Source organism: Embleya scabrispora (assembly GCF_002024165.1).
Lineage (GTDB): Bacteria > Actinomycetota > Actinomycetes > Streptomycetales > Streptomycetaceae > Embleya > Embleya scabrispora_A.
Genome location: NZ_MWQN01000001.1, coordinates 3,877,486 through 3,903,268, shown reverse-complemented (window position 1 = coordinate 3,903,268; position 25,783 = coordinate 3,877,486). Strand labels below are relative to the sequence as shown.

23 protein-coding genes and 1 riboswitch are annotated in these 25,783 nt (G+C 72.5%); of the genes, 16 read left to right on the top strand and 7 right to left on the bottom strand.

Translation table 11 applies throughout. The annotated features are described in order from the left end of the window. Positions 1 to 113 precede the first annotated feature (113 nt). A complete protein-coding gene (locus B4N89_RS17300; protein WP_078976724.1) occupies positions 114 to 371 on the top strand; it encodes a hypothetical protein in 258 nt (85 codons plus the stop codon). 242 nt (positions 372 to 613) lie between these two features. On the opposite strand, the gene B4N89_RS17295 is transcribed toward B4N89_RS17300, so the two are convergent. Beyond that, positions 614 to 1,465, bottom strand: coding sequence for a DUF3027 domain-containing protein (locus B4N89_RS17295; protein ID WP_078976723.1), 852 nt, complete (start codon positions 1,463 to 1,465; stop codon positions 614 to 616). 134 nt (positions 1,466 to 1,599) lie between these two features. On the opposite strand from B4N89_RS17295, the gene B4N89_RS17290 reads away from it, so the two are divergent. The 4 genes from B4N89_RS17290 to B4N89_RS17275 are packed head-to-tail and all read left to right on the top strand — an operon-like array spanning position 1,600 to position 5,127. Further along, the gene (locus B4N89_RS17290) at positions 1,600 to 3,168 is read left to right on the top strand and encodes an MFS transporter (protein ID WP_078976722.1); all 1,569 of its coding nucleotides are present in this window, start codon (positions 1,600 to 1,602) and stop codon (positions 3,166 to 3,168) included. Between the two features lie 10 nt (positions 3,169 to 3,178). Further along, complete coding sequence (locus B4N89_RS17285; protein ID WP_078976721.1) at positions 3,179 to 3,640, top strand: hypothetical protein; 462 nt, start codon at positions 3,179 to 3,181, stop codon at positions 3,638 to 3,640. A 3-nt stretch (positions 3,641 to 3,643) separates the two neighbouring features. Continuing rightward, positions 3,644 to 4,294, top strand: a complete 651-nt coding sequence (locus B4N89_RS17280) for a futalosine hydrolase (RefSeq protein ID WP_078976720.1) — start codon at positions 3,644 to 3,646, stop codon at positions 4,292 to 4,294. Further along, a complete protein-coding gene (locus B4N89_RS17275; RefSeq protein WP_078976719.1) occupies positions 4,291 to 5,127 on the top strand; it encodes a 1,4-dihydroxy-6-naphthoate synthase in 837 nt (278 codons plus the stop codon). Before B4N89_RS17280 ends, B4N89_RS17275 begins: the two co-directional genes overlap by 4 nt. 51 nt (positions 5,128 to 5,178) lie before the next feature. Here B4N89_RS17275 and B4N89_RS53015 read toward each other — a convergent pair whose 3' ends face one another. Continuing rightward, entirely contained in the window at positions 5,179 to 5,562 is a 384-nt protein-coding gene (locus B4N89_RS53015) for a cold-shock protein (RefSeq protein ID WP_078976718.1), read from the bottom strand. Between the two features lie 203 nt (positions 5,563 to 5,765). Between B4N89_RS53015 and B4N89_RS17265 the strand changes: the two genes are divergently transcribed. Further along, a complete protein-coding gene (locus tag B4N89_RS17265) occupies positions 5,766 to 6,002 on the top strand; it encodes a hypothetical protein (RefSeq protein ID WP_078976717.1) in 237 nt (78 codons plus the stop codon). A 17-nt stretch (positions 6,003 to 6,019) separates the two neighbouring features. On the opposite strand, the gene larE is transcribed toward B4N89_RS17265, so the two are convergent. Then, on the bottom strand, positions 6,020 to 7,444 hold the full coding sequence (gene larE / locus B4N89_RS53365) for an ATP-dependent sacrificial sulfur transferase LarE (protein ID WP_414646422.1): 1,425 nt from the start codon (positions 7,442 to 7,444) through the stop codon (positions 6,020 to 6,022). Positions 7,445 to 7,635: 191 nt separating this feature from the next. Between larE and B4N89_RS17255 the strand changes: the two genes are divergently transcribed. Continuing rightward, positions 7,636 to 7,845, top strand: coding sequence for a hypothetical protein (locus B4N89_RS17255; protein WP_078976716.1), 210 nt, complete (start codon positions 7,636 to 7,638; stop codon positions 7,843 to 7,845). Between the two features lie 36 nt (positions 7,846 to 7,881). On the opposite strand, the gene B4N89_RS17250 is transcribed toward B4N89_RS17255, so the two are convergent. Beyond that, positions 7,882 to 9,528, bottom strand: coding sequence for a DNA repair helicase XPB (locus B4N89_RS17250; protein ID WP_235618658.1), 1,647 nt, complete (start codon positions 9,526 to 9,528; stop codon positions 7,882 to 7,884). A gap of 191 nt (positions 9,529 to 9,719) precedes the next feature. Here B4N89_RS17250 and B4N89_RS17245 point away from each other — a divergent pair, with 191 nt between their 5' ends. Further along, on the top strand, positions 9,720 to 10,706 hold the full coding sequence (locus B4N89_RS17245; RefSeq protein ID WP_078976714.1) for an ABC transporter ATP-binding protein: 987 nt from the start codon (positions 9,720 to 9,722) through the stop codon (positions 10,704 to 10,706). Beyond that, a complete protein-coding gene (locus B4N89_RS17240; RefSeq protein ID WP_078976713.1) occupies positions 10,703 to 11,548 on the top strand; it encodes a hypothetical protein in 846 nt (281 codons plus the stop codon). Before B4N89_RS17245 ends, B4N89_RS17240 begins: the two co-directional genes overlap by 4 nt. A 33-nt stretch (positions 11,549 to 11,581) precedes the next feature. On the opposite strand, the gene B4N89_RS17235 is transcribed toward B4N89_RS17240, so the two are convergent. Beyond that, positions 11,582 to 13,999 carry a helicase-associated domain-containing protein gene (locus tag B4N89_RS17235; protein ID WP_078976712.1) on the bottom strand — a complete coding sequence of 806 codons (2,418 nt, stop codon included), beginning with the start codon at positions 13,997 to 13,999 and terminating at the stop codon, positions 11,582 to 11,584. Positions 14,000 to 14,728: 729 nt separating this feature from the next. Between B4N89_RS17235 and B4N89_RS17230 the strand changes: the two genes are divergently transcribed. The 4 genes from B4N89_RS17230 (at position 14,729) to B4N89_RS50725 (ending at position 20,323) form a co-directional block, all read left to right on the top strand. Then, the gene (locus tag B4N89_RS17230; RefSeq protein ID WP_078976711.1) at positions 14,729 to 15,793 is read left to right on the top strand and encodes a hypothetical protein; all 1,065 of its coding nucleotides are present in this window, start codon (positions 14,729 to 14,731) and stop codon (positions 15,791 to 15,793) included. A gap of 190 nt (positions 15,794 to 15,983) precedes the next feature. Beyond that, entirely contained in the window at positions 15,984 to 17,375 is a 1,392-nt protein-coding gene (locus tag B4N89_RS17225) for a hypothetical protein (protein WP_078976710.1), read from the top strand. 639 nt (positions 17,376 to 18,014) lie between these two features. Next, positions 18,015 to 19,073 (top strand): DUF916 domain-containing protein, encoded by a 1,059-nt coding sequence (locus tag B4N89_RS17220; protein ID WP_101897102.1) that lies wholly within the window; start codon positions 18,015 to 18,017, stop codon positions 19,071 to 19,073. A 41-nt stretch (positions 19,074 to 19,114) separates the two neighbouring features. Then, on the top strand, positions 19,115 to 20,323 hold the full coding sequence (locus B4N89_RS50725; RefSeq protein ID WP_201260855.1) for a hypothetical protein: 1,209 nt from the start codon (positions 19,115 to 19,117) through the stop codon (positions 20,321 to 20,323). A gap of 130 nt (positions 20,324 to 20,453) precedes the next feature. Here the strand turns inward: B4N89_RS50725 and B4N89_RS17210 are convergent, their stop codons facing one another. Further along, a complete protein-coding gene (locus B4N89_RS17210; RefSeq protein ID WP_078976708.1) occupies positions 20,454 to 21,920 on the bottom strand; it encodes an alpha,alpha-trehalose-phosphate synthase (UDP-forming) in 1,467 nt (488 codons plus the stop codon). A gap of 217 nt (positions 21,921 to 22,137) precedes the next feature. Then, the gene (locus B4N89_RS17205) at positions 22,138 to 23,115 is read right to left on the bottom strand and encodes a glucosyl-3-phosphoglycerate synthase (protein ID WP_078976707.1); all 978 of its coding nucleotides are present in this window, start codon (positions 23,113 to 23,115) and stop codon (positions 22,138 to 22,140) included. A 192-nt stretch (positions 23,116 to 23,307) separates the two neighbouring features. Further along, positions 23,308 to 23,461, top strand: a riboswitch (SAM riboswitch). Between the two features lie 16 nt (positions 23,462 to 23,477). Here B4N89_RS17205 and thrC point away from each other — a divergent pair. The 3 genes from thrC (at position 23,478) to B4N89_RS17190 (ending at position 25,652) form a co-directional block, all read left to right on the top strand. After that, positions 23,478 to 24,752 (top strand): threonine synthase, encoded by a 1,275-nt coding sequence (thrC, locus tag B4N89_RS17200; RefSeq protein ID WP_078976706.1) that lies wholly within the window; start codon positions 23,478 to 23,480, stop codon positions 24,750 to 24,752. Further along, entirely contained in the window at positions 24,749 to 25,027 is a 279-nt protein-coding gene (locus B4N89_RS17195; protein WP_078976705.1) for a MoaD/ThiS family protein, read from the top strand. Before thrC ends, B4N89_RS17195 begins: the two co-directional genes overlap by 4 nt. A gap of 421 nt (positions 25,028 to 25,448) precedes the next feature. After that, the gene (locus B4N89_RS17190; RefSeq protein WP_020557826.1) at positions 25,449 to 25,652 is read left to right on the top strand and encodes a cold-shock protein; all 204 of its coding nucleotides are present in this window, start codon (positions 25,449 to 25,451) and stop codon (positions 25,650 to 25,652) included. Positions 25,653 to 25,783 lie beyond the last annotated feature (131 nt).

Sequence of the window (25,783 nt, the reverse complement as noted above, 5' to 3'; positions counted from 1 at the left end):
AGTCACACAAAACCCACACAAAAGACAAACGGCAATCCTCTGGTCGACCCGGTGGCTCCGCCGGTAGACACATCCGCGGGGGCAACCCCCAGTCGGCTACGGAAGGGGACAACGTGGCTACCTACCGCACGCAGATCCAGTTCGGGGCACCCAACGCGCCCTGGCACGACGACGCGGACCTCGCGATCGTCCTCCAGACGCGCAACGCCGTCGTGCCGGACAAGGCACGTCCGGCGACGGGCACCCAGATCACCTGGTCGGGCCCGCAGGGCAGCGGGTCGATCACGTTCTTCGACGACGGCGCGAGCTTCCAGGGCGCCGCGCAGTTCCCGGGCGAGGGCCCGGTCGCCTACCGGGGTACGGCTCGCTGAGTCGACCCCGGGAACCGAGTCGACCGCGCGAACCGAGTCGATCTCGGGAACGCATCGAAGCCGCCACCGATCCGGTGGCGGCTTCGTCGTGCGGTCGACCGGACCGGGCCGTGTCCGCCGGACAGGACCCGAGTCCGATCGCACGCTTCGGATGTTCAGGATGTTCAGGATGTTCAGGTTCAGGACGTTCAGGATGTTCGGATCATTCGGCGTGATTCCGATTGATTGCATCTCGCGGTCGATCAGGAGTGGCCCAACTGGTCCTCTCCGGGCTCCATGCCGTCCTCGTCCACCGCGCTCTCGACCGGGCGGATCCGCACGGTCTCGATCCGGTACTCGTCCAGGGACAGCTCGGCCGCAGGCGTCGCGGCGGGCATGACCGCGGCCTCCGAGTGGCCACCGCAGCCGTAGGCCAGCGAGACCATCCGGCCGTCGGCGGGCGAATACTCGTTGGCGCACACGCCGAACGCCTGCCCGAGCGGCCCGCCGACCTTGACCAGGAAGCCGCAGCTCGTGCAGTGCGCGGGCGCGGCCTGGGCCATCGGCGTGGCTCGGCCGAAGTGCTCGTCCCAGCGGTCGGCGGCCAGATCGCGTCCGACCGGGGACAGGACGCGCACGCGCCCCTGCCCCAGCTCGTACGCGACCGCCTTGGGGCCGAGCCCGATCGGCTCGGTCGATTCCTCCTCTGTCTCGTCCGCTCCGGTGTAACCGAATTCGAGACGGGGGTCGTCGGCGTCGGTGGGCAACAGGTCGCCCACGCCGAGGTCGCCGGGACGAAGGCGCTCGTTCCACGGCACCCACGCGGGCGCGAGCAGCGCCTCGGGGCCGGGTACGAGGACCGTTTCGTCCACGGTCACCAGCTTGGCGCGGGGCGCCCGGGCAACGGTCACCGCCCAGCGCCAGCCGTGGTAGGCGGACTCGCGGCACGCGAACAGGTGGGTGACCAGGCGATCACCATCCACCTGTACACCCAGATGCTCGCCGACGGAGTCCTGACCTGCGGCTTCCTCGGCAGCGGCGAAGGCAAGATCAACCGCCTCTGCGCAGAGGCGGTCCGGGGTTCGACTACGGGTCGCGGCACTCACGAGAGTGATTCTCTCTCACGCGTCGAAGGTCTCCACCGCCGATACCCTCAAAACACGTCCGATTCCCGAACGGGCGCGCGGAGCGGCCCCTTCCCGGCGTGTCGCGACCGCATCATCCGAGGGAGCAAGGGCAGGATCCCGGCGTGGCAGCCTCCAAGACCAGTACCGCATCACGGCGCAGCATTCGCGCGCCCGGCTCCACCCGCGGGTCGTCCGGCAGGAACCGAGGTCCGGGGCGTCGTGCGCTCGGTCTGTTCGGTGGCCTGTTCACCGGCGGCTTCGGCAAACTTCGCGGCGCGGCCCGGGCCAAGGGCGCCGGCGAGAGCGGCCTGGCCAAGCTGATCGAGCTGCATCTGATCAACAACGCGGGCGACGCGCTGGTGACCATGGCCCTGGCCACCACGATGTTCTTCTCGGTGCCCACCGGTGAGGCGCGCGACCGGGTGGCGATGTACCTGCTGATCACCCTCGCGCCGTTCGCGCTGCTCGCCCCGGTGCTCGGGCCGATCCTGGACCGGATGCGCCGAGGTCGCCGCTTCGCGATGGCGCTGGCGATGCTGGTCCGGGTGGGGTTGTGCTGGCTGATGGCCGGCTCGGTGAACGACGGCGGCCTGGAGCTGTACCCGGCGGCGTTCGGTGTGCTGGTGTCCTCGAAGGTGTACGGGGTCAGCCGCAGCGCGGTGGTGCCCCGGCTCCAGCCGCGCTCGGTCTCGCTGGTCAAGGCGAACTCGCGGATCACCATGTTCGGCCTGATCGGCACGATGGGCGCGGCGCCGGTGGCGGGCGGCCTGAAATACGCGTTCGGCACGCCCGGGATCCTGTACGGCGCCTGCGTGGTGTTCACCTTCGGCGCGATCCTGTCCTTCTCGCTGCCGTCGAAGGTCGACTCGGCCGAGGGCGAGGACCGGGCGTCGTTCACCGCCGAGGCCCCCGGTGTCGAACACGAGCGCAAGGTGTCGCTGGCCAAATTGCGCGGCGGCAAGGCCGGTACGAGCACCGAGACGGTGCCCGAGCCCCGGGCCGAGGAGTCGGGCGAGGACCCGGCCGCGGCGGGCGGCGAGCGCGAATCCGGGCGCAAGCCGGTCCGGGTCAAGACCTCGCGGCGGTTGCGCAGCGTGGGCCCGTCGGTGGTCCAGGCGTTGTGGGCGAACGCGGCGATGCGCGGCTTCTCCGGGTTCCTGATCATGTTCCTGGGCTTTTTGATGCGCAAGCACCCGGTCGCCGACCTGTCCGCCACTCAGGCCACCATCGCGGTGGTGATCGCGGCCGCGGTCGGCAACGCGATCGGCACCGCGCTCGGCGCGTGGCTCAAGTCCCGAGCGCCGGAGGTGATCATCACCGCCGTGTTGCTCGTGTCCGCGTCCTGCGCGGCGTGGGCGGCGGTGATGTACAGCCTGGTCACGGTGCTCGCGGTGGCGGCGGTGGCCGGTCTCGCCCAGGCGCTGGGCAAGTTGTCGCTGGACGCGATGATCCAGCGCGACATCCCCGAGGCGGTGCGCACCTCCGCCTTCGCCCGGACCGAGACCGCGCTCCAGGTGGCGTGGGTGGTCGGCGGCGGCGTCGGCATCGCGTTGCCGCTGAACGGCACGCTCGGGATGAGCGTGGTGGCCGGCGTGCTGACCTTGGCGCTGGTGGTCGTGGGCCGCAAACTGACGACGCGCCGGGCGCGCCGCAAGCGGTCCCCCGGCATGCGGCTGCGCACCGCCCGGTAATCTTCGGATCATGAAGACTCGCCGCCCTGCCGCCCTCGCCGGCGCCGCCGTCCTGGGCGCGCTCGCCCTGACGGGTTGCAACATCGACAAGCCCACGCCGATCGTGACCATGGTCAGCGGGACGACGTCGGTCCACACCGAGGCCGAGTGCTACAAGGACGACGGCACGATCGACGAGAAGAAGGTCGACGGCTGCCTGAACAAGACCGACGGCGTCACCAAGCTCTCGGTCTCCGAGGGCGGCGGCTTCTCGATCGGCGTGGACAAGGAACTCGCCGACGACGGCTGGGTGCTCCTGGTCGACGGCAAGCCGCAGACCCAGTCGCCGATCAAGACCACGTACTACTCGGGCCTGCGGCTGAGCTACGGCACGCCGGAGAAGGAGAGCGAGCCGCTGCTGGTGCAGGTCGTGCAGCCGGACGGCAAGCAGGGCTACCGGGGCATCTGGTCGTTCAAGGTCGCGAAGAAGTAACCCTTGCCCATCCTGGTGATCACCGCCGTGGCCGCCGAGCGCGACGCCGTGCTCGGCGGTGCGCGTTCGTGGCGCATACCCGGGCCCGACGTGCTCGCCGTCGGCGCGGGCCCGGCGGCGGCCGCCGCGGGCACCGCCTCGGCGCTCGCGCGGGGTTCCTACGACCTGGTGGTCAATGCCGGGATCGGGGGCGGCTTTCCGGGGGTGGCGCCGGTCGGCTCGACCGTGCTCGCCACCCGGGTGGTGGCGGCCGACCTGGGGGCGCAGACCGCCGAGGGGTTCGTGCCGATCGAGGAACTGGGCTTCGGGACGAGCGGGTTCGAGGCGGACCCGCGACTGGTCACCCACGTGGGTGACATCCTGCGCGCGGCCGGCGTCCCGCTCGCCACCGGCCCCGCGCTCACCGTCTCCACGGTGACCGGAACGGCCGAGCGCGCCGCCGAGTTGGCCGCCCGCCACGCGGGCGCCGCGGTCGAGGGCATGGAGGGCTTCGGCGTGGCCACCGCCGCCGCGGCCCACGCGGTGCCGATGCTCGAACTGCGCACCGTCTCCAACGCCGTGGGCCCGCGCGATCGTGCGGCCTGGCGCATCCCGGACGCGCTGCGCGCACTCACCGCGGCCTTCGCCGCGCTCGAAGGGAGCCTGACGCCGTGACCCTGTCGCTGGCCTATTCGCCGTGCCCGAACGACACGTTCGTCTTCCACGCCTGGACGCACGGCCTGCTCCCGGACGCGCCGCCCGTCGAGGTGCGCTACGCCGACATCGACATCACCAACGGTCTGGCCGAGCGCGGCGAGCTGGATCTGCTGAAGGTGTCCTACGCGGCGCTGCCGTGGGTGCTGGAGGAGTACGCGCTGCTGCCGTGCGGCGGGGCGCTGGGGCGTGGTTGCGGCCCGCTCGTGCTGAGCCTGGGCGCGGGCACCCCCGAGGCGCTGGCGGGCAAGGTGGTGGCGGTGCCGAGCGAACGCTCCACCGCGTACCTGCTGTTCCGGCTCTGGGCGGCGCGGCACGTGCCCGGTGGGGTCGGCGAGATCCGGGTGTTGCCGTTCCACGAGATCATGCCCGCGGTGCGCGACGGCGTGGTGGACGCGGGCCTGGTCATCCACGAGGCGCGCTTCACCTATCAGCGGTACGGCCTGACCTGCCTCGCCGACATGGGCGACTGGTGGGAGGCGGACACCGGCCTGCCGATCCCGCTCGGCGCGATCATCGCCAAGCGCTCACTGGACCTTTCGGCCCTGGCCGCCGCCGCGCGCGCCTCGGTCGAGCACGCCTGGGCCGACCCCACCGCGTCGCGCGCCTATGTCCTGGAACACGCCCAGGAGATGGATCCGACGGTCGCCGATCGGCACATCGGCCTGTACGTCAACGAGTTCACCCGCGACCTGGGCACCGAGGGCCACGCGGCGGTGTCCGCGCTGCTCGATCGCGCCGCCGCCGAGGGCCTGGTCCCGCCCGTCCCGGCCGGTGCCCTGGAACTCCCCTAGGCAGTAGGGGAGATCGCCGGGCGGGCCGCGTGGCCCACCCGGCGCGCGTACTCACGTGTCGAGTTCGTCGGCGACGGCTCTCAGCAGTTCGGCGACCTTCGCGGTGGCCCGCTTGTCGGGGTAACGGCCGCGCTCCAGCGTCTTGTCGACCCCCTCCAGGACCTTGAGCAGGTCCTGGATGATGGAACTCATCTCGTCGGGCTTCTTGCGGCTCGCGGCGACGACGGAGGGGCGCGGGTCCAGGACGCGAAGCGAGAGGGCCTGTTCGCCGCGGCGCCCCTCGACGATCCCGAACTCGACCCGGGTGCCGGGCTTGAGCGTGTCCAGGCCCTGCGGCAGTGCCGACGCGTGCACGAACACGTCGCCTCCGTCGTCCCGGGACAAAAACCCGAAGCCCTTGTCGGTGTCGAACCACTTGACCTTGCCGGTGGGCACGGGAGACCTCGATCGTGTCGGGACGGCTTCGTCGGGACTTTTACGAGCATTTACCAGGCTGGGTGGGGCGCACACATCGAATCCGAGCGGGAACGCGTAGTGACCCCGTTCACTCGTCCAGGCTAATGGTCGCCTTCTCGGCCGGACATCGGGATCCCGCCCCACGCGCGAGCGGCCCGGATCGGGGCATCTACCCTGGGACGGTGTCCAACGCATCCGCAGGCCCCGGCGACCGGCTCGTCCGCGTCGGCGCGCTGCTCTTCGCCCTCGGTACGGTCGCCACGCTCGCCACCGTCACCCCCATGCTGATCGGCGCGCACGCGCTGCCGACCGCGGTGTATCTGCTCAGCGCGCTGATGCCGATCGGCTTCGCGATCGCCGCCGCGGGTCTGGTCAGGTCGATCCGCAGCCGCCGCCGTCCGGTGCCGAAGCTGCTCTGACCCGCGGCGGTGTCGGCTCAGCGGTACAGCTCCGGGTCGGGCAGCAGTTCGTTCATCGCGCCCTCTCGATAGCCCAGCGGATCCACCTCGACCCGGGCGAAGCCCGCGTCCCGGACCGCGGCCAGGGCCGGTTCGTGGTCGGCCACGGCGGTGCTCAGCGCGGCGTCCACCTCGATCCGCGCGAACTGCCCCAGATCGCGCACCCGCAGGTTGCGCACCGCGATGCCGTCCCGGGCCAGCACCATCCGCAACGCGGTCTCCGCGCGTTCCACCCGGGCCAGCCGAGCCGGGGTGATCGCCACCCCGTAGGCGACCCGGCTGGACAGGCAGGCCGCGGCCGGCTTGTCCCAGGTGGGCAGTCCCCAGGTCCGGCTGATCGCCCGTATCTGGGTCTTGGTCAATCCGGCGTCGAGCAGCGGGGTGACCGCGCCGGCCTCGGCCGCCGCGGCGATCCCGGGCCGAAAGCCCACGCGCGCGTCGTCCGCGTTGGTCCCGGTGGCGATGTGCGCCATCCCCGCCGCGCGGGCCACGGGGGCGAGCACCGCCATCAGCTCCGTCTTGCAGAACCGGCACCGGTCGCCGTTGTTGTCGCGGTAGCCCGCCCGGGCCATCTCGTCGCTGGGCACCAGCTCGTGACGCACCCCCAGCTCCGCGGCGAAGGCCCGCGCGGCGTCGCGTTCGGCGGCCGGCAGGCCGGGCGAGTCGGTGGTCAGCGCGAGCACGTGGGCCGCCCCCAGGGTGCGCACCGCCGCCGCGAGCAGGAACGCCGAGTCGGCGCCGCCCGAGAACGCCACCGCGACGCTCCCCAACGATGCCAACCGCTCGCGCAGCGCGCCCAGCCGCAGGTCGGCCACGTGCGCGTCCAGCCACGCGGGAAAGCCGGTCAGGTCCGAAAGCACCACGTCGGCCCCGGCCGCGCGCAGGTCCTCGGCGGAGATCGGCCCGGTGGCCACCCCGACCGCGATCGCGCCGGCCGCCCGGGCCCCGATCAGGTCGCCGAGATGGTCGCCGACGTACACCCCCGCCCCCGACGCGCGCAGCGCCACGCCCTTCTGCTCGCCCCACAGATCGCCGACCAGGTGGTCCACGGCCAGGTCCAGATGATCCAGGTGCAGCCGGGCGTTGGGCTCGTGCTTGCCGGTGACCACCATGGTGCGACCGCCGTGTCGGTGCACCGCGGCCAGCGCCTCGCGCGCACCGGGCAGCACGTCGGTGCCGTGCACGGCGTGGTGCGGATAGATCTCGCGATAGCGCGCGGCGACGGCGCTCACCTCGGCCGCCGGGAACCAGTTCGCCACCTCGACCTCCAGCGGCGGCCCGAGCCGGGAGACGACCAGCGGGATGTCGATCGCCGCACCGGTCTCCGCGGCGAGCACGGACCACGCCGCCCCGATGCCGGGGCGCGAATCGACGAGCGTCATGTCCAGGTCGAAGCCAACGATGAGGGCATTCACCCGTTCAGCCTACGACGCGGCACGGCGCATGCCGATGGCCGATTTCCCGGCGCCCGCCCCCGATCCGGGCGGGTCGGCCGCATGGGCGACCCCTGGGGGGTCGTCACCCGGAAGGGGTAGCGCGACGGGCGCCCGGATGCTGACGCGTGCGTTATGTCGGCCGTCGTAGCGTCGAGGACATGAGCACGATGACGCATCTCCCCGCCCACCGTTCGCTGCGGATGCCCGCGCTGCGCGGCTCGGCCCCGGCCGCGACCCCGTTCGCCGACCTGGTCCGTGCCCGGCTGCGCAGGCCCGCGTACACGAGTGCGCGGATCGCGCGCGGCACGTGGATCTTCACGAGCACCGCGGTGCGGGTCACCCTGCTCGGCCGGCACGCGGTGCCGTGACCCCGCGCCCGGCCGGCCCCGGCGCTGGCGCATCCGCTACATCTGGGTGTCCACGTCGTCGGAGTCGACGATCCGGTACGCGTAGCCCTGTTCCGCGAGGAAACGTTGCCGGTGCGCCGCGAAGTCCTGGTCGATGGTGTCCCGGGCGACCACCGAGTAGAACCGCGCGCCCCGGCCGTCGGCCTTGGGCCGCAACACCCGGCCGAGCCGCTGGGCCTCCTCCTGCCGCGAGCCGAACGACCCGGACACCTGGATCGCCACCGTGGCGTCGGGCAGGTCGATCGAGAAGTTCGCCACCTTGCTGACCACGAGCGCCTGCACGGCGCCGGAGCGAAACGCGTCGAACAACCGCTCGCGTTCCTTGTTGGTGGTCTCGCCCTTGATCACCGGCGCGTCCAACACCTCGCCCAGCTCGTCGAGTTGGTCGATGTACTGGCCGATCACCAGGGTCTGCTCGCCGCGGTGCCGCTCGACCAGGTCCTTGACCACGCGGGTCTTGCTCGCGGTGGTCGCGCAGAACCGGTAGCGCTCCTCGGGCTCGGCGGTCGCATACGCCAAACGTTCCGTCTCGGTCAGGGTCACCCGGACCTCGACGCAGTCGGCCGGCGCGATGTATCCCTGGTTCTCGATCTCCTTCCACGGCGCGTCGTAGCGCTTGGGACCGATCAGCGAGAACACGTCGCCCTCGCGGCCGTCCTCGCGCACCAGCGTCGCGGTCAGGCCGAGCCGGCGCCGGGCCTGCAGGTCGGCGGTGAACCGGAAGATGGGGGCGGGCAGCAGGTGGACCTCGTCGTAGACGATCAGGCCCCAGTCCCTGGAGTCGAACAGCTCCAGGTGCGGATACACGCCCTTTCGCCGCGTGGTCACCACCTGGTAGGTGGCGATGGTCACCGGCCGGATCTCCTTGCGGGTGCCGCTGTACTCGCCGATCTCGTCCTCGGTCAACGAGGTGCGCTTGACCAGCTCGGACTTCCACTGGCGAGCCGAGACGGTGTTGGTCACCAGAATCAGCGTGGTCGCCTTCGCGGTCGCCATCGCCGCCGCGCCGACCAGCGTCTTGCCCGCGCCGCACGGCAGCACCACCACGCCCGAGCCGCCGTGCCAAAAACCCTCGACCGCCTCCTGCTGATAGGCGCGCAGGCTCCAGCCGTCCTCGGCCAGCTCGATCGGATGCGCCTCGCCGTCCACGTAACCCGCGAAGTCCTCGGCGGGCCAGCCGAGTTTGAGCAGCACCTGCTTGATCTGGCCGCGTTCGGAGGGGTGCACGATCACGGTGTCGGGGTCGACCCGGGCCCCGACCAGCGGCGCCATCTTCTTGCTGCGCAGCACCTCCTCCAACACCGCCCGGTCGGTGGTGGTCAGCACCAGGCCGTGGGTGGGGTGCCTGGACAACTGCAGGCGCCCGTAGCGGCCCATCGTCTCGGCGACGTCCACCAGGAGCGCGTTGGGCACGGGGTAGCGCGAGTGCCGCAGCAGCACGTCCACGACCTGCTCGGCGTCGTGGCCCGCGGCGCGCGCGTTCCACAGGCCGAGCGGGGTCAGTCGGTAGGTGTGCACGTGCTCGGGAGCGCGCTCCAACTCGGCGAACGGCGCGATGGCCCGGCGGCACTCGGCGGCGGCCTCGTGCCCGACTTCGAGAAGCAGGGTCTTGTCGGACTGGACGATCAGCGGGCCGTCGGGCACGGGCCAACCTTTCCGCGGGTGGAGGGGACGGGACCAACAAGTGTCAACCATTCGCGGTGTGCGCGTGTTCCGAAAGGCGCTCGTCCCCATCGGGAGCAGGGTCCGGGGTCCGTACTGCCCAGGGAGGAGCGCGAGACCCATCCTTACGGAGGAACACACAAACCGGCCGGCCTACCTACCCTGGATACTTGATGGCGCAACCAATGTCGTCGGCCTCCGACGATCGGGCCCCCCGTCCCGGTCGCACCGCCGTCGAGACCCCCGAGCACACCGGCGAACCGACTGGCCCCGCCGTGCTCACGCGCGCCCTGACCAGGGATTACGGCGGTGGCACCGGAATCTTCGGAATCGATCTGACGGTGCCGCGCGGCTGCGTGTACGGCCTGGTGGGACCCAACGGCGCGGGCAAGACCACGCTGTTGTCGATCATGGGCGGCACCCGGCGGGCCGACTCGGGCGAGGTGGTGTTCGGTGTCGATCGGCGCCGGGTCGCGGTGTCGACGGATGTGCCCGAGTTCGAACCGTGGTTGACCGCGTCCGAGGTGGTCGAGTTGGCCGGAAACCTCGTCGATCGGCGGTTGCCCCGGGAGAAGGTGAAGGTCGCACTGCACCGCACCGGCCTGTCCGGCTGCGGCGACCGTAAGGCCGGCTCGCTCTCGCGCGGCATGACGTTGCGCCTGGGACTGGCCGCGGCCCTGGTCGCGGACCCCGAACTGCTGATCCTGGACGAGCCCACCTCGGCCCTCGACCCGCGGGGTCGGGCCGATGTGCTGGACCTGGTGGCGAGCATGCGCGAGCACACCACGGTGGTCTTCTCCAGTCACATCCTGGCCGATGTGCAGCGGGTGTGCGATCACGTCGGCGTGGTGCGCGCGGGTCGGCTGTTGTATCAGGGCTCGACCGCCGAACTCGTGGACACGCACATGCGACCGAGTTGGCTGGTGCGGGTGCGCGGCGGGGGTACGGAACTGCTGCGCGCGTTCGCGGCGGAGAATTGGGTGGCGCGCGTGTCGTCGTTGCGGCCGGGGCTGTTCCGGGTGGAGGCGCGTTCGCTGGAGGCGGGCGAGCGGCATCTGGCCGAGGTGCTCAGCCGCAGCTCGGCACGGGTGGTGTCGGTCGCGCCCGAGGAGTCGGACCTGGAGGCGGCATTCCTGTCCATCACCGGAGGTCCGCGATGACGCGCTCGGGGGCCGTCCAGGCGCCCGCGCCGTCGGCGCCGACGGCGCCGACGGTGGTGGCCGCGCCGGACCGGGTCCCGCGCGGGCCGCGCCGGTTGGGGTTGTGGCGGCTGGAGTGGCTGCGGCTGACCCGTACCCGGCGGTGGTTGCTGCTCCTCGTGGCCTTTCCGGGCGTGGGGCTGGTGGGCCCGGTGTTCGCCCGGCACCGCGACCAGATTCTGGAGGCGCTGCGGATCGAAGGCGTGCCGCCGGCGACCGGGATGCGGGCCGACAGCGGGATGGCGGTGTACGTGTACGGCAGCGCCCAGGTCGGCCTGTTGGTCGGTCTGGCGCTGATGGCCAGCGCGCTCGCGGTGGACCATCGAGCGGGCCTGGCCGCGTTCCATCGCACCCGTATGCACCACGCGCGCGACCTGGTGCTGCCCCGCTACACGGTGACCCTGACGGCGGTGGCGATCGCCTACGTGCTGGGCATGTTGATCGCGTGGGCCCAGGTGCACTGGATGTTCGGTTCGCTGTCCGCGCGCCTCGTGCTCTACGGCGCGTTCTACGGGCTGATGGGCACGGTCGTCCAGCTCAGCGTGGTCGCCGGGATGGCCGCGCTGCTGCGCCGGCCGGTGGCGATCTTCGGCGCGGGCCTGCTCGTCGTCAGCCTGATGCCGCTCGCGTCGCTCTGGCGGCCGCTGCGGTCCTGGCAGCCCACCGAGTTGGGCACCGCCCCGATCGAACTGCTGCGCGGACACTCCGCCGGCGAGTACACGGACAACCTGGTGACGGCGCTGCTGATCTCCGGGCTGTGCGTGTGGTTCGCGGTGTGGCGCATCGGGCGGCGGGAGATGTGAGTGCCGGACGGACGGGCCCCGGGCCGGTCCGGCTCAGGCCACCTCGGCGACGCCGGTGATGCGGTGCAGGGGGTAGGTGTGGATCTCGCCGGTGGCCTGTTCGTGGGCGGTGACGTAGCCGCCCTCCAGGCGTAGCGGGATCACGATGTGCTGGGTGGCTCGGCCCTCGCGGGTGACGTGGCCGATCCACACCGCGCGGCGGTCGGCGTGCGCGGCCTGGAGCGCGAGGAGGGTTTCGGCGGCGGAGGTGCGCGGGAGTTCCACCGGTTCGCCGTCGCGTTCGGGGGTGGTGTCGGCGCGGCTGGTGGCGGCGGAGTCGCCCGCGCGGATCGCGGTCACCGCCGCGGTCAGCAGGGCCTCAGTCGGGGTCGGCGGTTCGCCCGCGACGCGGGGCGGGGCCGAGCGGGGTGGCGTGCGTCTGGTGTCCGGGCGGGTCAGGACCAGGTCGCCGGTGGCCGATTCGGCGACCGGGGCCAGGCCCATCGCGCGCAGCTTCTCCAGGACCGTATCGGGCGCGGACTCGGCCGCGAGCACGGTCGGGGCCAGGCGGCGCAGGCGCAGCCCGGCCGCGCGGCGATCGGCGAGCAGTTCGCCGAGCAGCGCGTCGTCGTCGCAGCGCAGGAAGGCGGCGGCGGTGCCGACCCGGATCCGGCCGTGCCGGCGGGCGACGTCGTCGACGAGGTAGCTCAGCGGTTGCGGCACGGGGGTGCGCGAGTGGGTGGCCAGCAGGTGGTGCAGGTCGGTCGCGGTGCGGCCGGCGTCGAGCGCGCGGCGCACCGACTCCTCGGTGAAGCGGTACACCGTCGCCCCGCCGGTGGACTCCACGTCGGCGGCCAGGTGCAGTTCGTGCGCGAGGTCCATCACCAGCGGGCCCGGGGCCACGGCGGTGAGGTCGGCCTGGAGCAGGACGTGGTCCAGCGGCTCCGGCAGCAGCGGGGTCAGCGCGTCGCCCGCCTCGTAGACCCGGCCCTCGACGAGCGGGCGGGCGTAGTCGGCGAACGCGCCGCGGCCGGTGATCCCGAGCAGCTCGGCCTCGTCGAGCATGGCCCGGAACAGCGCCTCGGGCAGGCGCGCGGCCCGGATCGGCTGGTGCCAGGTCAGGTGCGCGAGCAGCGAGTCGGCGTCGGTGGCCGAGCCCGGCGGCAGGGCGGCGAGCGTGGCCAGGATCCGGCGGCGCACCTCGGGCGCGGCGGTCCGGTCGACCTGGGTGCCCAGTGCGCCGACCGGGCGGTCCTTGTCGTCGCGGGTGCCGACCAGGGCGGGCACCCGGGTGGTCTCCAGCCAGGTGCCGGCCAGCGCGGCCCACCGGGTACCCACCGGAGTGCGCCGCCAGGTGTCGTAGGCGGGGGTGGGCAGCCACTGCTCGTCGGGTTCGCCGTCGCCCGCGACCAGGCCCATCGCGTAGGCCACCTCCAGCCACAGCGCGACCTCGGCCTCGGGCACGTCCAGCTGGAGCGCCGCGCGCTTGAAGTCGCGCATGCCCAGGCCGCCGGCGCGCAGCACGGGCGGACCGCCGGCGCTCCACGCCTCGAGCAGGTCCTCGATCCGCCGCACCGCCGTGAACGCGGAGCCGGCCGCCAGGTCGTCCACAGCCTGTGGATCGAACGCGCGCACCGGCAGCTCGGGGGGTGTGGGCAGCGGGGTCCGGTGCACCCGGCCGCCGCGCAGGTGCAGCGCGACCTCACGGGGCAGCACCACCGCGTCCGGCCCGGCGGGCACGAGCAGGGCCCGGGCCAGCAGCCATTCCACGGGGGTGCGGGCCGCGTCGGCGCGCACCGGCCGGTCGGCGCCGCGCACACTGCCCGTGGGCGGGCCCCAGACCAGCTTGTCCAGCACCTCGCGGGCGGCCTCCGGGGCCCCGCCGAGCAGCGCGTCCAGGCGCGCCGGGTCGGTGCACAGGTCGGTGATCGCGGCGATCGCGGAGACCGCGTCGTGGGTGGAGTTCAGCCCGAGGTCGGCGAGCACGTCCTGAAGCCGCGACGGCGCGGTCGCGGCGAGCGCGCCGGCCAGCGTCGGGCCGAGCCCCGCCGGGCTCGCGCCGACCAGGTCGCGCACCGTACGCACCACCCGCAGCGCGTCGTCGGGCCCCCACAGCAGGGCCTGCTCGCGCAGCGCGGCCACGGCCCGCCCGACCTCGTCCGGCGCGGTGCCGATCAGCGCGTGCAGCCGGGACACGGCGAACCCGTCGGGCAGCACCACCGCGGCGTCGACGACCTGGAGGGTGAACCGGTCCAGGCGCTCCAGGGCGCGCGCGATCGAGGCCCGGGTGGTGGCCCGGGTGGCGAGCTGGGTCAGGTCCACCGGGACCGGCGTGGTCAGGTCCGGCCGGGCGCGCAACAACGCGCCGAGGTCCGCGTCGGTGCGTCCGCGCAGATCCTCGGCGAGCGTCCGGGGACCGGACTCGGCGGCCCGATCCGCCTCGGCACGGGTGGGCGACGCAGCTGTGGTCATCCCATCAACGTTAGACGGTCCGCCCGCCGACGATCACCGCTCCCGGAATCCGAACGCCCACCCGCCGCGCGCAACCGCCCGGATCGGCCCCCCGAAACCGGTCACGAGCGCCTACGCGCCCCCGCCCCCACAGCCCGAACGCCCGGCCGGCACCCGGCCCAACACAGCCGCGAACTCGGGCGCGGACCCCGGAGGCGCCGGGCTCCGGGCGCGGCCCTGGAACCCAGGGCGGCACGGGCACCCGACCCGGGCACGGACCCGGACACCGACCCGGGTGCGAACCCGGGCAAGGACTCGGACACCGATCCGGGCGCGAACCCGGGCACGGCTCTCGAATTCAGGGCGGCACGGCCGCCGACCTGGGCACGAACCCGAACGCCGACCCGGTGCGAACCCGGGCACGGCTCCCGAACTCAGGGCGGCACGGCCGCCGACCCGGGCGCGGACCCGAGCGCCGACCCGAGCGCCGACCCGGGCGCCGACCCGGGCGCCGACCCGGGCGCGGGTCCGGAATCCACAGCGGCATGGAGGCCGACCGCGACCCCGATCACGGGCCCGGATCGAGCCGCGAAAGCCGCCGCGCGCGCACACCCTTACGATCACCATTTCCGCCAACCTCTCGCTCCGCTAACGCCCGCACCCCTACGCTGAGTTGTCGCTTTACCGACGCATGACGCGGCGGACGCGGCACCGACGCAGACGAACCTTCGGCGGGGGTGAGGTGGGGGCGTGAACTTCGAGAGCGATCATCTGGTTCTGCAATACCTGGGCGAGGTCGGTGACGCGGCCCAGCGCAGACTCCGTCCCGCCGACCGGGCCCGGCTCGTGGAGCGGCTGCGCAGCCAGATCAACAGCGAGCGCGAGCGGCTGAACGCGCACAACCCCGGCGCGGTACAGGTCGTCCTCGATCGGCTCGGCACGCCGGAGGCGGTGGTCGGCCAGGAGTTGTACCGGCTCGGCGACCTGCGCGACAGCGGCGCCGACGACGGGGTCGGCGCGATGTCGATGCGGGGGTCGCGGCATGCGACGGTGGCCCGCCAGATGGGCTTTCGCGCCGATGCCACGCCGATCCCGGCCATACGGGATCCGTCTCGACCGCCGCCGGCCGCGCCCGCGCCCGCCGCGTCCCCACCGCCCACCCCGCCCGCGCCCCGGGTCTCCCCCGAGGGCGGTCCGCCCACGCTCGCCGAGACCGCGGCCGGCGGTGCCGGTGCCGGCACGGCGACCAAGCCCGCCGCGCCCGCGGATCCGGAGGAGGAGCCGCTGTGGTGGCGCTCGCCCCCGGAGGGCGACATGCCGGAGCGGCCGACCCCCGACATGTACGGCGACGGCTCGCTGCACGCGCCGGCGTATCCGATCGGCGTGGCCTCGGACCCCTCGGCGGGCTGGGACGACACCTCGCTGACCGAACCCACCCCGGTCCTGGGCGTGTTCGGCGGTCCGGGCGCGCTGCGCACCCAACTGCGCGAGGTGTTCGCGATCGCGCTGATGACGGTCGGGGCGATCGTCGCCTCGACCGTGGTGGTGGTGCTCGGCCTGCTCGTGGTCTTCACCGCGGCCGCGTGGTCGCTCAAGGAACGACGGTTCGCCGCGTTCTACATCCCCGGCACGACGGCGCTCGCCTTCGCCATCGGGATGTGGCTGCGGGCCACCGGGCACCTGGGCACCGACCTGACCCGGGACGAGGCCTGGGACCGGTTCGGCGAATTGTTGCCGGCGATGGTCCGGGTCGCCGCGATCGCCACGTCGCTGTATCTGCTGTGGCGGCTGAACCGGCGCGGACTCACCGCGTAGGCACAAGAACACGGCCCGTGTCGCGACCCGCCCCGGTGTGACGTACTCCCCCGCCGGAAGCGGGATTTCTGCTCTTTACGATTCCATTAATTAGGTTAGCCTTACCTTTCTCCGTACGGACGGCGCCCGGACCTACCGCTAATAGGTCCGGGCGCCGCCCTGTGCACACTGCCAGATGGAGGAGCCAAGGATGACCAACGGAACGCGGCACAGGCCCGCGAGCCGCCTGATCCGCTGGGGGGCGATCGGCGCGACCGGCGCCCTGGCCGTGGCCGGCGTGAGCCTCGCCTCGCCCGCGCAGGCCGCCGGGACCCCGGCGGTGAGCGTGTCGCCCAGCGTCGGCATCGATCCCGACGGCGCCACGATCACCGTGAACGGCACCGGTTTCGACAAGACCCGCAACTCCGGCAACGGGGTCTACGTCCTGTTCGGCCCGAAGATCGACGACTACTACACCAACGCGGGCGCCTACGGCGCCCAGGCGTGGGTCGCCGGCAGCAAGATGAGCGCCGACGGCGCCTTCACCACCACGCTCGACGTCAAGGCGAAGTACACCGACGGCAACGGCAAGGAGGTGGACTGCCTCAAGCAGGAGTGCCGCGTCGTCACCTTCGCCGCGCACGGCGCGAGCATGACCGACCGCAGCCAGGACACCTTCACGCCGGTCGCGTTCAAGAACACCACCCCACCGCCGGCGCCCAAGCTCACGGTGACCCCGGCCACGGGCGCGAACCCCGACGGCCAGAACTTCACCGTCACCGGCACCGGTTTCGACCCGGTGCGCGACGGCGGCAACGGCGTCTACGTCGCGTTCGGCCCCAAGGGCGCCGACTGGAACACCAACCCCGCGCCGTACCAGGCGACCAAGTGGGTGCGCACCACCCCGGGCAACTCGCCGGGCCAGGCCAAGCTGAACGCCGACGGCAGCTTCTCGCTGACCCTCGACGGCATGAAGGCCAAGTACAAGAACAAGGACGGCGTCGAGTACGACTGCGCCGTCACCACCTGCCACGTCGTCGCCTTCGCCGCACACGGCTCGCCGGACCGCAGCCAGGACACCTTCGTCCCGGTCGCGTTCAAGGCCCCGACCAACCCGGGCCCCGGCACCGGCTACCAGGTGATCACCACCGACGTGCAGGGCGGCCCGCTGACCCTGGGCGTCGGCGGCACCGACGTCGCACTCCCGGGCGTCACCCTCAACGGCAAGGACGCCTTCACCGGCGGCGCGCTCAACCCGCTCACCGTCTCCGACGCACGCGGCACCAATGCCGGGTGGACGCTGACCGGCCAGGCAAGCGACCTGACCTCGGCCGGCGGCCGGATCGTCGGCGACAACCTCGGCTGGACCCCCACCGCCAAGTCGGTCACCGGCACGCTCCCCACCGGGGGCACCACCGCTTCGGTGACCCCGGGCGCCCAGGCCGACCCGGGCACCGGCCTCGGCCGAGCACGCACGCTGTGCTCGTCGGCGCCCGGCGCCAGTGCGGGCTCCTTCGAATGCGGCGGCGCCCTCAAACTCGGCGTCCCCGGCCTCACCGTCCCCGGCACGTACACGGGCACACTCACGCTCACACTCATCTGACCCAGGTTCGGGCGGGCGTCGGCATGCGTCGACGCCCTCCCGGCCGACCCGGTGCACCCACCCGCTCCACCCGTTGCGTTCACCTCGAAGGCTGCGGTTCCACAAGCCCCGCCCCCGACCCGACCGGCCCCGCAACCCATCACGACAAGGACCGCGCGCACCCCGCGGCGCGCAGGCGCCCACTACACAGGCCACCCACGCGATCGACGCGCAAAGCGCGGAGAGCGGCGGAGCCGCAGAGCTCGGGCTGGGTGCCCCGCCCCCGACCCGACCGGCGCGACCCATCACGACAAGGACCGCACACACACCCCCATGGCGCGTCAGCGCCCACGACACAGGCCACCCACGCGATCGACGCGCGAAGCGCGGAGAGCGGCGGAGCCGCAGAACTTGGGCCGGGTGACCCGGAGCGAAGCGGAGGGGCACCCGGCCCCGAGCGAGGGGCCGCTTTTCTGCGGAGGAGCGAAGCGGGGGAGCAGAAAAGTGGCCCCTCGCGAGCCGGCGCGAAGCGCCCAACAAAAACCCACGCTGCGGGACACGACTCCGGCTGATCAGTTGGCCCGCGCCGCGACCCCCGCAAGACCCCAACCACCCCACTCGACCCATCCCCGCAGCGAAGCCGCCCACTGGAGTCCCGCGATGCCCGCCCCCCTCGCCCGCCTGCTCGGCGTGCTGTTCGCCGCCGCGCTCTCCCTCGTCGCCCTCACCGCCCCCGCCCGAGCCGCCGACGAGTTCACCTGGGGTGTGCAACCAACGAACGGGCGCGACCACTTCGTGCTGACCGCCGCACCGGGACAGACCCTGGTCGACGTGGTCGGCGTGTCCAACTTCGGTGCCGAGCCGCTGACCCTGCGCGTCTACGCCACCGACGCGGTGCTCGCCGTGGACGGCGGAATGACCCTGCTGACCGGCGCCGAGCAGCCCAGGGACGTCGGCTCGTGGATCGGCTTCGACGCCGAGTCGTACACGATCGCGCCGGGCAAGCGCGCGGACATCCCGTTCCGGCTGACCGTCCCGGCCGGCGCCACGCCCGGCGATCACACCGGCGCCATCGTCGCCTCGATCAAGGCCGCCGCGACCGGGCCCGGCGAGCAGCGGTTCGACGTGGACCGGCGGGTCGGCGCGCGGGTGTACCTGCGGGTGGCCGGTCCCGCGCTGCCGGGGCTGGCGATCGAGGACCTGCGGGTGTCCTACGACAACCCGCTCGCGATGTTCGGCGGCGCCGAGGCGGTGGTGCGCTACCGGGTCCGCAACACCGGCAACGTACGCACCACCGCCCGGGTGGAGACCACGATCTCCGGCCTCGGCGGCTGGCGGTTGGGCGGCCCGAAGCACACCACGCTGCCCGAGTTGTTGCCGGGGGCCACGCACGAGGTGGTGCAGCGCTTCGCCGGCGTCGTCCCGGCCGGGCGCCTCACGGCCGATGTGAAGGTGACGGGCGATCCGGCGACCTCGGCCACCGAGTCGACCGCCATATGGGCGCCGCCGTGGTTGCTCCTCGGCGCGATCGTGCTGCTGCTCTCCGCGCTGATCGGCCGGCTCATTCGGGTCGTCCGGCGCCACAAAAGCACCGCCGCCGAAGGCGCGGCAACCACCGAGGGCACGGCGTCCGCCGAGGCCGGCAAATCCACCGAGGCCGGCGACGGGTCGAAGCCCGCCGACACCCGCACCGAAGCCACCGCCGACCCGACCGGCTGACGACCGCCGTCGAGTCGCCCGAAACCCCTTCAGGAGCAGCCATGTTCACTCAGCACACTCCACCCGTCGCCCCGCGCGCCCCGCGCATGCTCACCGCGGCCGCCGCCGTCGGCCTGGCCGTCGCCGCCGCCGGCATCCTGACCGCACCGGCCGTCGGCGCCGCCCCGTCGACCTCGACACCTTCGACCACCACCCCGTCGGCCGGCCCCACAGCGACCGTCTCGCGCGGCGCCGAACTGGCCCCGGGCGGCGACGAGATCACCGTGACCGCCCGCGGCTTCGCTCCCGGCGCCAAGGTCACCGTCGCGCTGTACGGCGGCGACACCATCGACTCCAAGGGCAGCCGCGTGCTCACCGCCGACGGCAACGGCTTCGTCGCGACCCCGCTCGTGGTCGGCACCGGATTCGCCCCGGACGCCCCGGCGTTCGAGGTCCGGGTCGGGGCCGAGGGCGGGCCCGCCGCCAAGGTCGCGCTGACCTTCGCCGCGCCCGCGCCGACCGCCGCCGCGCCCCGATCGTTGCGCGCCGCCACGGCGGCACAGGCCGCGCCGGCCGCGGCGCCTCGGGCGGCCGGTGGGGTGCGGCTGACCGTGACCCCGAGCACCGGCCTGGATCCGGCGGGCGCGTCGGTCACCGTCAAGGGCTCCGGCTACGCGGCCGGCAGCGGCAACGGGATCTACGTGGTGTTCGGCCCGAAGGAGGCCGACTGGACCACCAACGCGGGCAACTACGGCGCCTCGAAGTGGATCAAGGCGTACGGCGCGGACGGGATCAACCCGGACGGCACGTTCTCGGTCACGCTCACCGACGTCAAGGCCGCGTACAAGAACGGCGCGGGCAAGGACGTCGACTGCCTCAAGACCGAGTGCTACGTGCTGACCATGGCCGCGCACGGCTCCCCCGACCGCAGCCAGGACGCCTTCGTGAAGGTCGCCTTCAAGGGCGGCTCGACTCCGACCGCCGGGACGAGCGCGGGCGCCACCGGCGGCAACTCGGGTGCCGGCACCGCCGGTTCGACGAGCACGGGCGGCACCTCGGGCACCACGTCGGCCGGCACCTCGGGCACCGCCGGCGGGGCCGCGGGATCCACCGGCGGCTCGGGCGGCACGTCCGGCGGCGGCAGCCTGGCGCTCACCGGCCCGGCCGGTCTGGCCGCCGCGAGCACCGTCGGCGCGGCCCTGGTCGCCGCCGGCACGGTAGCGGTGGTGATCACCCGCCGACGCCGCGCCGCCGGGCCGACCGCAGCCTGAGCACCGAACACCCGGCACCCGGCACCCGGCCCGCCGCCACATACGCCGGCCGAACCGCGCGGTTCGGCCGGCGTATGGCGGCCCGGCCACCCGGCCGCCCCAGTCACCTCTCGAACGCGTCCTACGCGTCCTACGCGTCCAACGCGTCCAGTTGCTCCAAAAACCACTGCTGCGGATTGAGCGCCACCGCCGCCGCGGCCAGCCGCTTGGTGCGCTGGAGCCGGTCGGTGGTGTCCATCGTCAGCGCCTCGTGCAGCGCCTCCGTGGTCTGCGAGACGTCGAACGGGTTGATCACGATCGCGTCCTCGCCCAACTCCTCGCACGCGCCCGCCTCCCGGGAGAGCACCAGCGCGCAACCCCCGTGCCCCTCGTCCAGGAGGGAGACCACCGGCACCTCCTTGGCGACCAGGTTCATCCCGTCCCGGATCGGGTTCACCAACGCGACGTCGGCCAGCCGATACGCCGCGAGCGAGCGCGGGAAGTCGTCGTTGACGTGCAGGATCAGCGGCTGCCAGTCGCCGGTGCCGAACTCGTCGTCGATCTCCTTGGCCACCCGCTGCACCGCGGCGGTGTACTCGCGGTACTCCGGCAGGTCGTGCCGCGACGGGTAGGCGAACGCCACGTGCACCACCCGGCCGAGCCATTCCGGTCGGGTGCGCAGCAGTTCGCGGTAGGCCAGCAGGCCCCGGACGATGTTCTTGGACAACTCCGTACGGTCCACCCGGACGATCACCCGACGGTCGCCGACCGCCTCGCGCAGCCCGGCGAGGCGGGTGTCCACGTCGGCCCGGGACGCGCGCTCGCGCAGGAACTCGGCGTCGGCGCCCAGCGCGTGTACGCCGATCTCGGTCACGTGGCCCGCGTGCGTGACGGTCATCGCGTCCCGGTCCACCGCGGCGCCCAGCACGTCGGCGCAGCAGTCCAGGAAGGCGAGCGCCCAGCGCCGGGAATGGAATCCGGCGTGGTCCGCGCCGAGCACCCCTTCGAGCACGTAGCGGGCGATGTCGTCGGGCAGCAGCCGGAAGTAGTCCGGCGGCGCCCAGGGGGTGTGCGCGAAGTGGCCGATCCGCAGGTCGGGACGCAGTCGGCGGAGCAGCACCGGCACCAGGGTCAGGTGGTAGTCCTGTACGACCACCTTGGCGCCCTCGGCCGCCTCCTCCGCCAGGGCCTCGGCGAACGCCTGGTTGTACGCCTCGTAGGAGGCCCACTCCCTGCGGAAGCGCGCGTCGAAGACCGGCTTGGAGGGGGTGTCGTAGAGCAGGTGGTGGACGAACCACAGGGTCGAGTTCGCTATGGCGTTGTACGCCCGCGCGAACGTGCCGGGGTCGATGTCGAGCATCCGCACGGCCAGCCCGCCGGTGTCGTGACCGGCGAGATCCAGCCGGCCCGAGGGCGCGGCGCGGGTCGCGGTGCGGTCGGGCTCGCCGAGCGCGGAGCACACCCACACCGCGCCGGTGCCCTGCCCGGCGGTGGACAGCCCGGACACCAGTCCGCCGCCGCCCCGCCGCACCGTGAGCGTGCCGTCGTCCTCCAGGGAGAAGGACACGGGACCGCGATTGGAGGCGACCAGGACACCGGCGGGAGGGGGAGCACTCATGCCCCGACCCTAGCCACGCATCCCGATGCGCAAACCCGGACCCAAACGTGCCCTCGGCCCGAACGGTGTGGCGAGTATCACGCGTACGGTCCACTACCCCGCGTGATGGGCGTGTGGCTCTTCGACGTCTCACGAATTTGCGGTGAACCTTCGGCCACCGAGCCGTGAACCGGGGCCGAACAGCGGGGAAACGGCGGCGAAACCCCGGGTCAACGGCTCAGCGCCCGACCAGTCGGGTTCGCGCGCGGTACTCCGGCACCGTCGCCATCGGCGGTCGCTCCCGGGCGGCGATGTCGTGGGTGCGTACCCGAAAGCCCGCCTCGTCCCGTTCGAACTGGGTCAGCACGGTGCTCGGCTCGGCCGGGTGCGCGCCCGCGGGGCCGCGGCGCAGTCGGCGCTCGACGGCCTGGAGTATCTCCGCCGCCATCCGCCCCAGGCCCGCCTCGTCCTGGTGGTTGTGCCGTCGCACACCGACGTCCACCTGCGCCATCGCGTCCAGGCCGACCAGGCGCAGGGTGTCCACGAGCATCGCGGTCTCGATGCCGTAGCCGCACGGGAAGGGCAGCTGTTCGAGCAGTGTGCGGCGGGCGGCGTATTCACCGCCGAGCGGCTGCACGAAGCCGGCCAGGTCGGGCCAGTGCAGGTTGAGCAGGGGCCGGGCGACCAGCTCGGTCACCCGGCCGCCGCCGGCGGGCACGATCGTGTCGCCGATCTCCAGCGGCCGGTCGTACATGGCCTTGACCAGCTGGACCGAGGGGTCGGTGAGCAGCGGGCCGAGAATCCCGGCAACGAAGTCCGCCGAGAAGTCCTTCAGGTCGGCGTCCACGAACGCGACGATGTCGCCGTCGGTGACCAGGAGCGAGCGCCACAGCACCTCGCCCTTGCCACGCACGGCCGGGAGCGCGGGCAGGATGTCGTCGCGGTGCACCACCCGCGCGCCCGCGTCGGCCGCCACCCGCGAGGTGTCGTCGGTGGAGCCGGAGTCGACCACCACCAGCTCGTCCACCAGCGGTACCCGCTCGACCAGCTCGGTCCGGATCACCTTGACGATGTCGCCGACGGTCGCCGCCTCGTTCAACGCGGGCAGGACGACGCTGACCCGGGTGTCGCGTTTGGCGTCGACAAGCCTGTCGACGGGCCAGTCGGCGGCTGCGGAGGACCGCCGTCGGAGCCAGTCGCCCACCTCGTGCGTCACGTTCGAAGATCCCCTGTCGTCGCCGGTGTTCCGGCCTCGGTCGTTCCACCCTTTATCGTCTCGCGAGGTGGACCGGATGATCGACGCGGCACCGGTTCGGTTACAGTCGTCGTCACCGGTAACGACGATCGCACGTCGGACCGGACAAACGCGGACCGGCCACCCGGCGAAGGGTGTGTCCACCGCCATAGCAGCTCATCCAGAGGGGCAGAGGGAACGGCCCGTTGAAGCCCCGGCAACCATCCGATCGTCATTCCTCGTGACGCGCTTTCGGCGCGAGCGAGCGGCCGACGATTCGGACAGGTGCCAAGTCCGGCCCGTGGGACCCCACGGGTAAAGATGAGGACAGAAAGGCCCTCGCCATGGCGACACCCACCGCCACCCGCACCACCAGCGCCACCCCCACCTCCTTCGGTCCGGCCGTCGCGCTGTCGTGTCGCGAGTGCGGAGAGCGCACGGAGCTCGGCCCGAAGTACGCCTGCGAGTCCTGTTTCGGCCCCCTGGAGGTCGCCTACGAGTTCGGCACCGTGACGCGGGAGCGGATCGAGGCCGGGCCGCACAACATCTGGCGCTACGCGCCGCTGCTGCCGGTGTCCGCGGACGTCGCGTCCCGGCCCAGCCTGAACCCCGGCTTCACCAAGCTCGTCCGGGCCGAGAACCTGGGCCGCGAGCTGGGCGTGCGCAACCTGCACGTCAAGGACGACTCCGGGAACCCGACGCACTCCTTCAAGGACCGCGTGGTGGCGATCGCGGTCGAGGCCGCGCGCACCTTCGACTTCACCACGCTGTCCTGCTCGTCCACGGGCAACCTGGCCGGCGCGGTGGGTGCCGCCGCCGCCCGGGTGGGCCTGCGCAGCTGTGTGTTCATCCCGGCCGACCTGGAGGCCGGCAAGGTCGTCACGGCGGCGGTCTACGGCGGCGAGCTGGTCGCCATCGAGGGGACCTACGACGAGGTCAACCGGTTCTGTTCGGAGCTGATCGGCGACCCGGCCGGCGAGAGCTGGGGCTTCGTCAACGTCAACCTGCGGCCCTACTACGGCGAGGGTTCCAAGACGCTCGCCTACGAGATCGCCGAACAACTCGGCTGGAAACTGCCGGAGCAGATCGTCATTCCCATCGCGTCGGGGTCGCAGCTGACCAAGATCGACAAGGGCTTCCGCGAGTTGATCGCGCTGGGTCTGGTCGAGGACGCGCCGTACCGGATCTTCGGCGCCCAGGCGACGGGGTGTTCCCCGGTGGCCGCCGCGTGGAAGGCCGGGCACGACGTGATCCGCCCGGTGCAGCCGGACACGATCGCCAAGTCGCTCGCGATCGGCAACCCCGCCGACGGTCCCTACGTGCTCGACGTGTGCAAGCGCACGGGCGGCGCGGTGGAGGACGTGAACGACGTCGAGGTGGTCGAGGCGATGAAGCTGCTCGCCCGTACCGAGGGCATCTTCGGCGAGACCGCGGGCGGGGTCACCGTGGGCTGCCTGCGCAAGCTGCTCGAGTCCGGCGCGCTGGATCCGGACGCCGAGACGGTCGTGCTCAACACGGGCGACGGCCTCAAGACGTTGGACGCGGTCACGCCGACGACCGGACCCACCGCGACCATTCGACCCACCCTGGACTCCTTCCGAAAGGCCGGCCTCGCATGAGCGTCTCCGTTCGCATCCCGACCATCCTGCGCACCTACACGGGCGGGGCGGCGGAGGTGTCCGCCGAGGGCACCACGCTCGCCGAGGTCCTGGACTCCCTGGAAAAGGACCACACCGGAATTCGCGCGCGCATCCTCGACGACGAGGGCAAGCTGCGTCGCTTTGTGAATCTGTACGTGGACGACGAGGACGTGCGCTTCGCCGACGGGCTCGCCACGGCGATCCCCGACAAGGGCACCGTTTCGATCATCCCGGCGGTCGCCGGGGGTTGCTGACGCGATAGGCCGAGCGTCCCGATCTTCCTTGATCGGGCCCGAAACGGAACGAAGAAATCCGCCGCCGGAGCACCGCGCGGCGGATTTCTTCGTTCCTGTCGGAGGTTGTGCGTAACCGGGGTTTAACCGGCTCCATTTCCCGCCTTTGGCGGCGGCGCGTCGGTAAACCCGTGGTCGGGATCACATCCGATATGTGTGGAAAGTCGTTTTCCTGGTGGATTGAAATACGGCTTTCCCGGAGACTCGCGAAGAATGCGCGTTTTATTCGCTCGGGAATTCTCGTCCGATTGACCTGTTGCTCCGGGCATCCGTCCGGATACATTCAGCCGCGGTCGTAGCAGAGGGCCGGGTCCTTCTGGATACGAACCCGGAGCTGCGGCGTGCAGTATCCGTGAAAGGGCCAGTAACAGGGGAGTTAGGAATGGCTCAGGGCGCCGTCAAGTGGTTCAACGCGGAGAAGGGGTACGGCTTCATCGCGGTCGACGGTGGGGCGGACGTTTTCGTCCACTACAGCGCGATCCAGATGGACGGGTACCGGACGCTCGAGGAGGGGCAGCGAGTCGAGTTCGAGATCTCGCAGGGGCAGAAGGGGCCGCAGGCCGACATGGTCCGCGTCACCGCCTGAACCGGGAGCCATGCGCTCCTCTGCTCCTCTGCTTGAAACGGTCCACACCACGGACTGCACGACACATCGCGGCACACACACGCCCGATCCTGTCGGATCAATGACCGGGGCCCGGCCTTCCCGCCAAGCGG

Coding starts and splice junctions, on each gene's coding strand:
- B4N89_RS17195 (WP_078976705.1), top strand. CDS start 24,749: ATGAGCGTCTCCGTTCGCATCCCGACCATCCTGCGCACCTACACGGGC.
- B4N89_RS17240 (WP_078976713.1), top strand. CDS start 10,703: ATGACGCGCTCGGGGGCCGTCCAGGCGCCCGCGCCGTCGGCGCCGACG.
- B4N89_RS17255 (WP_078976716.1), top strand. CDS start 7,636: ATGAGCACGATGACGCATCTCCCCGCCCACCGTTCGCTGCGGATGCCC.
- thrC (WP_078976706.1), top strand. CDS start 23,478: ATGGCGACACCCACCGCCACCCGCACCACCAGCGCCACCCCCACCTCC.
- B4N89_RS17245 (WP_078976714.1), top strand. CDS start 9,720: ATGGCGCAACCAATGTCGTCGGCCTCCGACGATCGGGCCCCCCGTCCC.
- B4N89_RS17220 (WP_101897102.1), top strand. CDS start 18,015: ATGCCCGCCCCCCTCGCCCGCCTGCTCGGCGTGCTGTTCGCCGCCGCG.
- B4N89_RS50725 (WP_201260855.1), top strand. CDS start 19,115: ATGTTCACTCAGCACACTCCACCCGTCGCCCCGCGCGCCCCGCGCATG.
- B4N89_RS17210 (WP_078976708.1), bottom strand. CDS start 21,920: ATGAGTGCTCCCCCTCCCGCCGGTGTCCTGGTCGCCTCCAATCGCGGT.
- B4N89_RS17285 (WP_078976721.1), top strand. CDS start 3,179: ATGAAGACTCGCCGCCCTGCCGCCCTCGCCGGCGCCGCCGTCCTGGGC.
- B4N89_RS17235 (WP_078976712.1), bottom strand. CDS start 13,999: ATGACCACAGCTGCGTCGCCCACCCGTGCCGAGGCGGATCGGGCCGCC.
- B4N89_RS17225 (WP_078976710.1), top strand. CDS start 15,984: ATGACCAACGGAACGCGGCACAGGCCCGCGAGCCGCCTGATCCGCTGG.
- B4N89_RS17190 (WP_020557826.1), top strand. CDS start 25,449: ATGGCTCAGGGCGCCGTCAAGTGGTTCAACGCGGAGAAGGGGTACGGC.